General features: G+C 67.6%; 11 protein-coding genes. 7 read left to right on the forward strand and 4 right to left on the reverse strand.

Annotation, left to right across the window (positions count from 1 at the left end; genetic code table 11):
* Positions 1-60 precede the first annotated feature (60 nt).
* Positions 61-1455, forward strand: coding sequence for a hypothetical protein (locus ACH4EB_RS19365; protein WP_398348752.1), 1395 nt, complete (start codon positions 61-63; stop codon positions 1453-1455).
* Between the two features lie 8 nt (positions 1456-1463).
* Here the strand turns inward: ACH4EB_RS19365 and ACH4EB_RS19370 are convergent, their stop codons facing one another.
* Positions 1464-1913: a MarR family winged helix-turn-helix transcriptional regulator gene (locus ACH4EB_RS19370; RefSeq protein ID WP_398348753.1), complete on the reverse strand. Its 450-nt coding sequence runs from the start codon at positions 1911-1913 to the stop codon at positions 1464-1466.
* A gap of 92 nt (positions 1914-2005) precedes the next feature.
* On the opposite strand from ACH4EB_RS19370, the gene ACH4EB_RS19375 reads away from it, so the two are divergent.
* Positions 2006-2524, forward strand: coding sequence for a phenolic acid decarboxylase (locus tag ACH4EB_RS19375; protein ID WP_398348754.1), 519 nt, complete (start codon positions 2006-2008; stop codon positions 2522-2524).
* Between the two features lie 590 nt (positions 2525-3114).
* Here the strand turns inward: ACH4EB_RS19375 and ACH4EB_RS19380 are convergent.
* Positions 3115-3624, reverse strand: a complete 510-nt coding sequence (locus ACH4EB_RS19380; protein ID WP_398348755.1) for a hypothetical protein — start codon at positions 3622-3624, stop codon at positions 3115-3117.
* Positions 3625-3742: 118 nt separating this feature from the next.
* On the opposite strand from ACH4EB_RS19380, the gene ACH4EB_RS19385 reads away from it, so the two are divergent.
* Positions 3743-4270, forward strand: a complete 528-nt coding sequence (locus ACH4EB_RS19385; RefSeq protein ID WP_398348756.1) for a YcxB family protein — start codon at positions 3743-3745, stop codon at positions 4268-4270.
* A 318-nt stretch (positions 4271-4588) separates the two neighbouring features.
* On the opposite strand, the gene ACH4EB_RS19390 is transcribed toward ACH4EB_RS19385, so the two are convergent.
* Together ACH4EB_RS19390 and ACH4EB_RS19395 are read right to left on the reverse strand one after the other, a co-directional pair.
* Positions 4589-5476, reverse strand: a complete 888-nt coding sequence (locus ACH4EB_RS19390) for a proline iminopeptidase-family hydrolase (RefSeq protein WP_398348757.1) — start codon at positions 5474-5476, stop codon at positions 4589-4591.
* On the reverse strand, positions 5473-5865 hold the full coding sequence (locus tag ACH4EB_RS19395; RefSeq protein ID WP_398348758.1) for a nuclear transport factor 2 family protein: 393 nt from the start codon (positions 5863-5865) through the stop codon (positions 5473-5475). The genes ACH4EB_RS19390 and ACH4EB_RS19395 overlap by 4 nt, the downstream gene beginning before the upstream one ends.
* Positions 5866-6601: 736 nt before the next feature.
* Between ACH4EB_RS19395 and ACH4EB_RS19400 the strand changes: the two genes are divergently transcribed.
* From ACH4EB_RS19400 to ACH4EB_RS19415, 4 genes are all read left to right on the forward strand, one after another.
* Entirely contained in the window at positions 6602-8284 is a 1683-nt protein-coding gene (locus ACH4EB_RS19400) for a nucleic acid/nucleotide deaminase domain-containing protein (RefSeq protein ID WP_398348759.1), read from the forward strand.
* 93 nt (positions 8285-8377) lie between these two features.
* Positions 8378-8956, forward strand: coding sequence for an SUKH-4 family immunity protein (locus ACH4EB_RS19405; RefSeq protein WP_398348760.1), 579 nt, complete (start codon positions 8378-8380; stop codon positions 8954-8956).
* A gap of 44 nt (positions 8957-9000) precedes the next feature.
* Positions 9001-9837, forward strand: a complete 837-nt coding sequence (locus tag ACH4EB_RS19410) for a nucleic acid/nucleotide deaminase domain-containing protein (protein WP_398348761.1) — start codon at positions 9001-9003, stop codon at positions 9835-9837.
* A 47-nt stretch (positions 9838-9884) separates the two neighbouring features.
* Positions 9885-11627 (forward strand): hypothetical protein, encoded by a 1743-nt coding sequence (locus ACH4EB_RS19415; protein WP_398348762.1) that lies wholly within the window; start codon positions 9885-9887, stop codon positions 11625-11627.
* Positions 11628-12248 lie beyond the last annotated feature (621 nt).

A 12248-nucleotide genomic window follows, 5' to 3' on the forward strand; every position in this document is an offset into this window, starting at 1 on the left:
ACGAGGTCGTTGCCACGTACGGAAGTGGTGCCCCGTGCGAGACCGTTGCCACGTACGGAAGTGTGGCCCCGTACGAAGTCATCCGTCCGCGCCGTCGTGCTCGCGGCGCTCCTCCTCACCGGGCTCACCGGGCTCACCACGCCCGCCGCCACCGCCGCGCCCCGCCCCGCCCGCCACCTCGAAGGCACCCTCGCCTCGGGCGCCGCCTACGTGATCGACGTACCCGACCGCTGGAACGGGACCGTGCTGCTGTTCAGCCACGGCTACCGCCCGGCCGGTTCCCCCAACCCGGCCGTCGACGCCCCCGACGACGCCACCCACGCCCTGCTGCTCACCCAGGGATACGCCTTGGCCGGCTCCTCCTACGCCACCACCGGGTGGGCCGTCGAACAGGCCGTACCCGACCAGCTCGACACCCTCACCACCTTCACCGGGAAGGTCGGTGCCCCGCGCCGCGCCCTCGCCTGGGGCGAGTCGTACGGCGGTCTGGTCACCACCGCCATCGCCGAACGCCACGCCGACCGCATCGACGGCTCACTGTCCCTGTGCGGCCTCGTCCAAGGCGGCGTCGCCAACTGGAACTCCACCCTCGACCCCGTCTTCGCCCTCACTTCCCTGCTCGCCCCGAATGCCGCCATCCCGCTGACCGGCTTCGCCGACGCTGCCGAGGCCACCGCCTCCGCGAAGAAGCTGGCCGGCGTGCTTTCCAAGGCCCAGACCGCCCCGGCGGGCCGCGCCCGTATCGCGCTCGCCGCCGCCCTGCACAACATCCCCGCCTGGAACGACCCCGCCCAGCCGCGCCCTGCCCCATCAGACCACGCCACGGCGCAGGCCAACCAGTACGAGGCCATCAGCGGCCTCGTCCGCCATCCCGCCTTCGCCTGGCGGCAGGAGGCCGAAGCGCGGGCGGGCGGCACCATGTCGTGGAACACCGGCGTCGACTACGCCGCCATGCTGCGTCATTCGGCGAACTATCAGGAGGTCAAGGTCCTCTACAAGGCAGCGGGCCGCTCCCTGAGCGGTGATTTGCGCACCCTGGCCAACGCGCCCCGCATCAAGGCCGACCGCGATGCCGTGCGCTACATGACCCGCAACGTCACCTTCACCGGCGCCCTCCGGAAACCACAGATGGACGTGCACACCACGGGTGACGGCCTGATCCCCGTCCAGTCCGAGAGCGCCTACCGCCAGGCCGTCACCACCTCCGGCCGCACCGCCTTGCTGCGCCAGGCCTACGTCGACGCCCCCGGGCACTGCACCTTCTCCCCGGGTGAACGGATCGCCGCCCTGCACACACTCGAAAAGCGCCTGCGCACCGGCCGGTGGAGCGACACCTCACCCGCGGCCCTCAACACCGAGTCCCGCACCGCCGACCCCGACTCCCCGGCCCGCTACACCCGCTACCGCCCCGCCCCGTACCCCCGCCCGTACGACCTCGCGCGCCCGGCGGCCTGACCGCGCCGTCATCCCTGGCCGGCGGGGGCCTGTGCCTCCAGGGCGGTGAGCAGTTCGGTGAGCGCGGGGAGCGACCGTTCCAGCGCCTCGCGGCTTTCCGGGTGCAGGCCGTCCAGAGCGCGGCGCAGCGCGGCCGTACTGGTGCGGTCGTAGCGGTCGAGCATGTCCAGGGCCTTGGGGGAGGCGGTGAGGTGGGCGGTGCGCAGGTTGGTGGGAGAGGGGGTGCGCTCGACCAGGCCCGCCGCGGTCATGGTGCGAATGAGGTTGCTGACCGTGGACGGGGCTGCCTTGAGCTGAGAGGCGGCCTCGCGTGGGGTGACGGTGCCGGCTTCGGCCAGGACCCGCAGCAGTTCGATCTGGGCCTCGGGGAGGTCGGGCAGGCCCTCGGAGCGACGGGTGCGCAGTACGGCCCGGCGCAGCGGGCCGAGGAGTCGGCCGAATTCGGTCGCGGTGTCCATGGGCCCATTGTGCCCCACCTAACATTTTGCAACAAAACAGTTTTGCTGCAAAATGAAGGAAGTCCCTCGAACCCTCGCCCAAGGAGGCACCCATGACCACTGTCGCCGACCCCGCCCCCGCCCAGGACCTCTCCGGGATCGTCGGCCACCGCTTCATCTACACGTACGCCAACGGCTGGCAGTACGAGATGTACGTGAAGAACGACCACACCATCGACTACCGCATACACAGCGGTCACGTCGGGGGCCGATGGGTGAAGGACCAGGAAGTGGACCTCGTCCAGCTCGACGAGGACAGCTACAAGGTGTCGTGGACCGAACCCACCGGCACCTCCGTCGCCGTCAACGTCATGCCCGGCAAGCGCCGCCTGCACGGCGTCATCTTCTTCCCGGACTGGATCCGCCGGCACGGCGAACGCACCGTCTGCTACCAGAACGACCACCTGGACACCATGCGCGCCTACCGCGACCAGGGCCCGGCCTACCCCATCTACGTCGTCCCCGAATTCGCGAAGATCACGCTGTTCGAGCACGTCGGCGCGGACGACGACTCGGTGATCTCCACCGCCCCCGGCGACCTTCCCGACGGCTGGTCCCTCCGCACCAACTGACCAGGCCACCAGCCCCCGGGGCCGGGCCGGGCGACGTATGACGGTGGCTGCGAATCACCGACGACCGCATCAGCGCGGCCGGCTTCCGCGGTATTGACCCGGCGCGCATCGTCGTCGCGGTCAACCCGGCGGGCGGGGAGGCGGTGGCCGCCTGCGAGCGCCTGGAGGGCGTCCGTGAGCCGGGTCGCCGGACGGGACAGCCCGGACCGGATGACGCCGCAGTACACGGGCTGACGCAGCTCGCAGGCGCGGACCCGGCACCGGGGGCCGCTCCCCGTACCGGAACGGGAGGCTGCCCGGTCACCCGTCATCATGGACACCCGGCGTGGCGCGCCAAGCGGCCTGACCACGTGTCGGCTACGGGCCGACCTCGACGGCGACGGAGCCGGTGGAAGCTCCGTGCGTTCCCGAGAGGAAGTAGGCCGCGGCTACCGGAGTCTCGGCGACGGGCGGCTCCAGGCGGGCGGCCCTGATCAGCTTTCGGGCGTCGGTTCACCGGGGTTCGGTTCACCGGGGTTCGGTTCACCGGGGTTCGGTTCACCGGTGGGCGGCACCGATACGGGTGACGACCCGCGGTGACGCCATGCCCATCACGCCGGCGCCGGATGGTTCGTGCGTCCGCATGCGTGGTCCCGAGCTGAGACCGACGCGATGAACAGCGTGGGTTCTCCTGTGTCGGGGATCTCGAAGCCGAGAAGCACCCCCGAGGAGGTGACCCGAATTGTGCGCTGCTCGTCGAAGGTCAGCGGCGCGAAGTCTTCCCATTGACAGTCGGCCGCTTCCAGCGCGGCGATGATCTGGCTGTAGGTGGGGTATCCGGGCAGAGTCTGCGCAGGGGCCTTGCCCAGGGCGGGCAGTTCCACGGCGAGGGCGCCTGTCTGGAGACAAACGAGTTGGATTTCCTGGCAGATGGAGTGGCAGGTGCCGATCTCCAGTCCGCCGTATGCGTACAGGTACGGAAGGCCATCACCGCCGACCGAGGTTCCCGTATCCCACGGCGGCCCCATGACTTCGGCTACTGCACTCCACTCGACACCGCAGCGCACCGGCCCGATACGACCGCTCTGGGCGAAACGAACCACAACATCCACCATGCTCACCCGCATGAGTGTCGCAGGCTCCACCAGGACCAACCTTCGCGCCCCGGCGCCTGCGACAACACGCACCAAACCCGGCCGATACACTTTCGTCAGGATTATTCGTTGCACAGGGGGGCGCGTGAGCGCGGAACAACAGGCCGGGACGCGGGTTGAGATGTCGTACCGGGCGACGATCGAGGACTTCCGCGAGGCTCTGCGAGCACGGATGCGGGCCGCGCCGGCCGGGCGCCGGATGAGGTGGTTGATGGCCCTGATCGCTGTGCTGCTGTTCGTCTTCACCATTGCGTCCTGGCTGGTGCACGGAACCGTCGATGTTCCACTCCTGGTCACGCCGACGGCCATGCTGCTGGTGTTGCTGTTCGTGCCGCGTCTACAGGCCCGCCAGTTCTACCGGCTGGCGGACGCCGGGGGCGCGTGCCACACGGTGGTGGACGAAAGCGGCATCACCGTCACCAACCAGCAGCAGACCAGCACCCTCACCTGGCAAGCCATGGCCCGCTACACCGAAACGCCGCAGGCCTTCGTCCTGTTCAGCGGCGACAAGAACGCCTCGTGCCTGACGATCCTGCCCAAGCGCGGGGCACCCGGCCCCGGTGACGCCGACCGGTTGCGCGCCCTGTTCGACCAGCACCTGACCCGCGCCTGAACCTGGGCGAACGAGGGTATCGAGCTGGGCCTCACGCCGACAGGGACCGCCGCCTGGATCGAACAGCGCACCGATGCGTCTCAGACGCACGCGCAGGGCGGCGGCCTGGGCGATGCGTGCAGGCGGTTCCCTGAAGGCATCCGGACGGGGCCGCCGAGCGGTGCGTCCCGGGCGAGTCGAACTCGGTGATCGCCGGGGTACGTAAGAGCTCCCCCCCGGACCGGCGACCGCGACCTGCTCATCACCGCCTGCCAACTGCCGCCCCACCCACCCGACCTCAACCCCACCGAGGGGCACACCCCGAAGGGGAACGGAGCATCACGGGGCATCACGGGCCTCAATCCGTGCCATATAGTCCCGGACGATGCCGACGTACGCGCTACGGAGCGGTTCCTCTTCCAGATAGCCCATGTGGGCCGCTCCCGACTGCGTAATGTGCTCGGAGTCCGGAATGCGTGCGGCGATGTCGGCGAGGTGCGAGGGGACGCATTCATCGAATTCCCCGCCGAGGACGAGCGTCGGAATCCTGATTCTTTCGAGTTCATCGAAGATGTCCCAGTCCTTGAGGGTGCCGGTCACGTGATAGTCCGCCTGCCCGATCAGCGTCCGGAACGTCATAAGGCTCATCAGCTCCGGATCGAGCCGGACCGGAGCCGTGCGCACCACGCACGCGCGCAGGTATTCCTCTTGCGCGGTCCAGTAGTCGGGGTGGTCCGTCTCGCCGCGCAGTTCACGTCCGTAGGTACGGTCCAGTACGTCCCCCGGGAGCCCGGCCAGCAGTTCGCGGACCTCTTTCGTGAACCGGGGCACGCTCGCCGGCCCGTTGGCGCAGATGAGGCTCGTCCACTTCGGCGCTCGCCGCGCCGCGAACTGGAGGCCGAGCATGGCTCCCCAGGAGTGGCCGTAGACATGTGCCCTGTCCAGACCGAGCCCTCCGGCCACCGCTCCGAGTTCGTCGAGGAAGCGGTCCACCGTCAGCAGCGAGGGATCGTCGACCGGGTCCGAACGCCCCACCCCGAGCTGGTCGTACCAGACGACCTCGCGTTCGCTGGTCAGCGGCTCGAACGCCTCAAAAAGCACATCGCTGGGATATCCAGGCCCGCCGTGCACCAGAAGCAGCGGCACACCACCACGCCCCATTCTGCGGTACCAGACCTCCCCTCCAGGCACCGGTATCCGACCTTCCGTGATACGGGTGGAGATCACTTCCGACCCCCTTCGAAGGGAAACGCGTCGCCGACCGGAATGGCATAGACGTATTCCTCTATACGGTCGATGAGGCCCCCTTCGAAGCGCATGTACATCGTGGCGTGCACTGTATGGCGCGATCCATCGAGCAGCGACAGATGGAGTATCTGCTGCTGAAGTACATCATGCGACCCCTGGAACTGACGGACGATCTCATACCGGAGCGAACCGACCGACGAGACAAGGAGCCCAAGCTGCTCCAGCTTTTCGTCGATCGACTGCTCCCCCTTGCCGTCGTTATGCCATACGGTTGCCGTGTCGGCGCACATCTTCCGCACACCGTCGAAGTCGCATACCTCCAGATGCCGCAGGCATTTGATCGCCTTCTCGCCGACACTTCTTTCCATGCCAAGACCTGCTTTCACTGCTACTCGCCGAATGCACCTCTGGCGGATTCCAGCCGCACGCTCAACGTAGAGAAGAATGCACGAAGACGTAAGTCTTGACTTGCCCGGCCCGCTCCGGCAGCGGCACTCGGGTTGCCGAAAACCCGCAGGTCAGAAGGGGTTAGCGAGTTCGGACTCCGGTTGTCGCGGTGGAAGTGACAGCCCGGTTCCAGTATCAGAATGCGGCGGTGAGAGCGGAAACAGACCCGTGCGCCGACTAGAAGGAGCTCTGCACTCCTACATCCCCTGCCCGGCAGGGGGCTCAGCACCCGGCGGTCAGCCGACGCTGCTTCACAAACACCTTCCGCCGCCCTCAGGCGTACGGACCGTGGTACGAATCGTCCACCTCTACTCCATAGCCCCTCGCCCGCAGTCCGCAGTCCGCAGTCCGCAGTCCGCAGTCCGCGAGGAACATATCGGCACATTTCTCACGTGCTGTGAAGCCGATGCTCAGATCTTCGTAGAGGCACTCAGACCCCAGACGCGCCGACGAACCCCACCTTCCCGGCCTCACATACGGGAAATCCCCTCACGGCGGTTCCCTCTAAGCCACCCGATTCGGTGCGCAATACGCATAAATAGCAGCCTCTCAGCGGGAGGGCGCCCCGATCCCCCCACCCGCCCCTTGAGGAACCGTTTCATCAATGGGAACGTCTTCTCTTGAGCTCAAGGAGTGGACAACGGGGGTGGGTTGCTCATGGGTGTGGTGCTGCCTGGGTGGGCGGATGAGATTCTCGACCTGATCGGGATCTCTTGGCCAAATGTGGATGAGGACGACTACCGCGAGATGGCGACGGCCATGCGGGAGTTCTCCAGCGACATCCAGGACGGCGCGAGCCACGCTCACGACTCGATCCAGGCTCTGGTTTCCTCCGCCGGCGGCGGCAAGGCCGCTGAAGCGTTGAATGCCCACTGGAGCAAAGTAAACGGCACCCATCTGACAAAGCTCGCGCACTGCGGCGAGCTGGCCGCAACCGCTCTCGACGGGGTGGCCGTGCTGATCGAGGGGGCCAAGCTCAGCGCCATCGTCCAGCTCGGGATTCTGGCCGCCGAGGTCATCGCCGCCCAGGCCGCCGCCCCCTTCACCTTCGGCCTGTCCGAACTCGGCGCCCTCGCGGCGACCCAGGCCACCCGCGTCATCGTCAAACGCCTCTTCAAGGAAGTCTGCCAACAGGTCACCGAGCACGTGGTCAGCATCGCCCTGACACCGGTCGAAGAAGCCCTGACGGCGATGGTCGGCGACCTGGTGATCCAGCTCGGCGCAAACGCTCTCGGCATGCAGAAGGGCGTGAATGTCGGCCATGCGGTCGACGCCGGAAAGGACGGCTTCAAGCAGGGCGTACAGGGAGCCAAGGAGTCCGCGGGCGGAATGCAATTGCTGAGCGCCGGGGGCGGCAGCGGCGGCGCGGGCGGAGGAGGCGCCGGCACCGGGTTCAGTTTTGACCCTGGCGCACACGACGATGCCGTCAGCGGCCTGCAGAGCGCGGGCGGTACCTTCCGGCACAAGGCCGGCGGAAAAATCAGCAAGGCCAAGGGCCACCATGACCGCACCAAGGGCAAGGACGCCATTGCTGATGCCGCCAACGGCATGCTGCACAAGGTCATCGACGGACTGGAAGACGGCCTGAAAAGGACGGCCAAGCATCTCGACGACGACATGTCCCGTGGCGTCAAGCAGATGAAGAAGAACCACCAGTCCAACGACGACGACACCGCGTTGTCGATCGCCCAGCTCCGCAAGCAGGACAAGGGCACACCCACGTACCTGTTGGGCGATGACGGGTCCGTTACACGCCTGCGCCCCGACGGGACGAAGGACAAGCTGACCGACGAGGACAAGAAGCGCATCGGTCTGAAGTTCGATGGGGACAATGCCGGTCGGCCGCAGAGCGGCGAGCCGCTCGTCAAGCTGGATCCGGCCAAGCCGAAACCACGCCCGAGGCAACCCTCCACGCGGGTGGACCCGGGCAGTACGGAGTTGTCCCGGGCCACGCAGCTTGCCCGGCACGCGGATGGTGCCTACGGTCCCAAGCCAGGGAAGCCGGGGACCCCCAACAACTACGCTGCGGCACGCATGGATGGAGCCCATGGGCAGGGGGACTTCATCCTGGTGAGCAGGAGCAATGGCTTCCGGCACTCGGAACGGATGATCGGCTTCCCCGTCCTGAGAGATGGACAAGGGGGCCGCATGCAGGAGCTATACACGGAGCGCGGGCCGTGCACATCGGGTCCAAGATGCGCCGAGTGGATGAAGGAACGTCTTTCGCACGTTCGGACAACCCACAGTTTCGACTATCCCGCAGATGATTCGCCGGCCGGCAGAAAAGCGATGAACAAGGAAGTGCGGGACTATCTGGACCGACTACGAGCAAAGGGATAGCCCATAACGGCGAAGCGAAATCACTCAAAATGGTTCATGGGCGAATGATAAAATCAATTCACTCTCATCAAGCGCAAAGGACCCGGGCATCACATGACGACCCCCATCGACAGGACAACGCTGGAAAGCAAGTTCGGCGCAGACGAACTGGTCACCCTGCCGGAGGAGATGCTGGAAGGCATCGAGCACGAACCCAGCCTGCGTTTCCTGCGTGAGGTGGGGCTCCCGGTCCGCGCCAACCCGTGGTTCGACCTGATCAACGGGTCGATGCCTGGGCTCAAGAAGGTCGGCGCGTGTTACGAGGACCTGAACGACCGTTGGGCGAACCTGCCCGACAACGCGGCGGACTGGGTCCTGCTCGGCATGGTCCCGTACGACGACATCGCCCTCGACGTCGCCACCGGTACCGTGCTGTGCCTCCCCCAGGACGAGGACGAGGTCTACCCGCTCAACAAGAACCTCTACTCCTTCGCCCACTTCCTCTACCTGCTTGAGGTCGAGCGTCCGCACTACGACGAGGAAGTGAACGAAGACCTCGATTACGGGGAGGCCGAGGAAGCCGGGGAGCGCCTGACCGCGCGGATGCGGGAGATCGACCCGGCGGCCCTGGACGTCCCCCACTCCCGTTGGCACGACATCCTGGAATGGGTCTCTGACCCGGACGCCAGGTAACCCACCCACTTTTCGCGACCGCACCACTGATCTAGGAGTTGTCCATGGCGGCCCAAGGCGAGATGCGGCACTTCGGGCCGGCGTCGGCGGACGATCCGCCGAGCACGCCCGGCAGTGTCCGACGGCTGGCGCAGGTGGCCGTGCCCTGGCAGGTGGGCCCCTACTTCTCCACCGCTGTGGACGACCCCGTCGCGCTGGGCGCCTATGCCCAGTACGCGGGGCGTGAACTGGCCTCGGAGGAGCACCGGTTGCTGGCCCGGCTCGGTACCGACCGCGGCTACGAGCTGTGCGCCGACGCCCAAGGCGTGGTACGGGCGGTGATGCTCGACTACGACGAGCCGACGAGGTACGTGAACGCCTCGCCGGAAGACTTCGCGCAGTCCCTTCTCGTCCTGGACACAGCTCTGCGGACCATGGTCAGCACGGACCAACCACAGGCCGCCGCAGAGGCGTACGCAGCCGCGGAGCGTCGCTTGCGCGAGGTGGACCCCTCGGCCTTCGCCGGGCGGGAGCACTGGTGGCCGCTGGTTCTGGACGACATCCGCGACACCGCCGGCACCGAGTGGTACGCCGCCTTCGAGTATGTGGGCGCTGGCGGCGAACCGCAGATTGTGACCCGGGCCGGTGGCATCAGCCTCCACCCGGAGGAGCGGCTGTGGTCGGTGCTGAGCGGATCAGGCGTCGAGCCGGAGCAGGTCCTCAAGGTGCACACCGAGCTGGAGGCGTGCTTCATGCCGGGCCACTACTGCTCGCTGTGGCTGTCCCAGACGTTCCCCGAGGCTCAGTTGACGCACAACTTCCCCTACGGGGAGAGCGCCGAGTCCCGTACCGAAGGCATCCGGCTCCTGCGGGAAGCCGCAGCGCAACCTCCCCAGCAGTAGCCCTCAGGAAGGAACGCCGGACGGTGACCATGACGAGCGGTGCTCGGATGCCTGACATGACGGCGTGGCCGCCGCTCGACCCACACGGCGCGGCCGCCGGCCGCGCACTCGTCCAGTGGGTGGCCGCGGCCGACGCCGGTCTCCCTCGCCTGTGTGTGCTGCGGGGAGGACGCGCCAGCGGTAAGAGTCACCTGCTGGCCTGGTTCCTCATCGGGGCTGCCTCTCACTCCTCGACCACGGCCCATGCCACCGTTCCTGCTCAGGGAATGATCGCCGAGGCCGCAGCTTGGGAGATGGGGCGCCAACTCGGTTACGGGCCGGTGCCCCCGCACCGCCTGCTGGACCGCGTCGCCGCTGACCAACGGCCGCTTCTCCTCCTGCTGCCTGACCTCCACCTCGCCGGACGCGGCCCCGCCGAACAGCCCGCGGCGAGCCCGCAAGGCATCCTCGACGACCTCCTCTTGCCGCTTCTGGCACTCCCCCACGTCCGAGTCATCGCGGAGACAGGCGAGAGCGAACTCCTCGCTGACCAGGAACATGACGTCGTGGACCTCGGCCCGACCCCTTTTCCCGGTACCACTCCCCCAACCGACGGCGCACCCGACTTCATCACGCTGCGCGCCACCGTCCCCACGACACCTGACGGCAGACCGATCTGGTCCCAGGCTTCCCGCCAGGCCCGCGAGCACATCGCCGATGCCGCTCTTGAGGAACGAGACGGCAGGGCGGTTTCGTCGTTGCTCGCCGACCCCGGCTTCCTGATCCACGGCTCCGCCACCGCCATCACCGCGGCACTCCGTGCCCCTAATGTCGCCGCTCCCGCGGGGCTTCGGCCGATCTGGGAGCGTGCCGCCCCCCAACTGTCCGCGGTCGAACACGACGACACCACTCGGGCCGCCCTGCTGCGCGCGGCCTCCCTCGGCACCAGCCCCGCCCTCAGCGAGTACCTGCGCCCGCTGACTGAGCAACACACCTGGACCGCCACGTGGGCACAGCACGGCCTCTCCGCTGCCACCCAGTGCCTGCTTTCCGGCCACGACGCCCCACTCGTGATCGCGGACCCGCTCGGCCGACTGTCGACGCACGACTCCGGCACCGGCCGGCGCAGCGGCCCGCTGCCCTCGCCGGCAGGCATTCGCCCCGCTGGTTTGGCAGGGGCTGCCCGTGACGCTCTGCTGGTCCTCGACGAGGACGGACCGCTGCACGTCCTGTCTGCCGACGCCGAAGGCACGGCTGCCACCGTCCTGGGGAACATCGCCGATCACCACGGACAGAACCTGCGAGGGCCCGGGAACCTCATGCCTACGGCCCTCGGTTCGTGCCACCAGTCGCCCCTGGCGGCCATCGGCGACAGCAGCGGTGCCATCCACCTTTGGTCCCTGGCTGAGTACCAGCCGGCTCCCCGGTCCTGCCGACTCCACAACACCCCTGTTCGCGCCGTCACTTGCGTCCACGTCGCAGCCGAAGACATGACGTTCGTCTTCAGCTCAGGCTCCGACGGCACGATCCGATTGTGGGAAACGTCCCAGGACCCGATGGAGGCCCCCCTCGACCAACGACCAGCCCTCGTCACGGCACTCACCGCCACCAACACGCCCGTCGGCCCCGTGCTCGCCGCAGCCTGGAACGACGGGGAACTCCACCTGTGGCACCTCCTGAGCGGTACGGCCCGGACCCTGCCGCTGCTCTATCGCTGCAACGCCCTCACCCTCGATGCCCACGGACATCTGACAGCCGGGGGCCCAGACGGCGTGTACGCCGTACAGCTTCGCCTTGATCACCTCGGCTGACTTGATCACCTCGGCTGAGGGAGGAGCCGCCCAGTACGTGCCGACCACCGCTCACCCCATGCACACCGTCGGCACCGCACCAAGCAAAGCGAAAAGCCCCGGGTCACAGCCGCGACCTGGGGCTTTTCACTCTCAGAGCCCCCTGTCGGATTCGAACCGACGACCTACGCTTCACAAGTTGTCCGATTGCGGTCCGGCGGCGTCTGTCGTGGTCCATCCGTCCAGGTCAGGTCTACTCGCATTCCGCTGCGCACGTCCACGGACCGCTATAGAAGCGCGGGCAATGGAGACCAGAAGTGAGACCAGGACGCTATGGCGGCCATGCCTCATTGGTAGCCGTAGCGACTCGCTCAGAGCGGAGCTATGTACGCGGCTCCGGAGGGTGTTTCGGTCCTGCGCGGAGCCACAGGCCACAGGCGCCCAAAGGGTCCGGTGAGGACTGCACCTGCGAGGGGAAGCGTGCTTCCTGGGCTGGACCGGCGACGTCGACACGTATTCGACCAGTCTCGGAAGCTTGGCACGGCGCAGCAGGGCAGTCACTCCCGTGACGGGTCACGCGGATAGGGGCACGAACTGGACCCTCGCCATCCCGGCCCTGCTGGAGCTATGACGTGATGGCAG

The organism is Streptomyces sp. NPDC018045 (genome assembly GCF_044327445.1).
GTDB lineage: Bacteria > Actinomycetota > Actinomycetes > Streptomycetales > Streptomycetaceae > Streptomyces.

Excerpts from the sequence above, each read along its gene's own strand:
- ACH4EB_RS19370 (WP_398348753.1), bottom strand. The coding sequence starts at position 1,913 with ATGGACACCGCGACCGAATTCGGCCGACTCCTCGGCCCGCTGCGCCGG.
- ACH4EB_RS19375 (WP_398348754.1), top strand. The coding sequence starts at position 2,006 with ATGACCACTGTCGCCGACCCCGCCCCCGCCCAGGACCTCTCCGGGATC.
- ACH4EB_RS19395 (WP_398348758.1), bottom strand. The coding sequence starts at position 5,865 with ATGGAAAGAAGTGTCGGCGAGAAGGCGATCAAATGCCTGCGGCATCTG.
- ACH4EB_RS19400 (WP_398348759.1), top strand. The coding sequence starts at position 6,602 with ATGGGTGTGGTGCTGCCTGGGTGGGCGGATGAGATTCTCGACCTGATC.
- ACH4EB_RS19405 (WP_398348760.1), top strand. The coding sequence starts at position 8,378 with ATGACGACCCCCATCGACAGGACAACGCTGGAAAGCAAGTTCGGCGCA.
- ACH4EB_RS19410 (WP_398348761.1), top strand. The coding sequence starts at position 9,001 with ATGGCGGCCCAAGGCGAGATGCGGCACTTCGGGCCGGCGTCGGCGGAC.
- ACH4EB_RS19415 (WP_398348762.1), top strand. The coding sequence starts at position 9,885 with ATGCCTGACATGACGGCGTGGCCGCCGCTCGACCCACACGGCGCGGCC.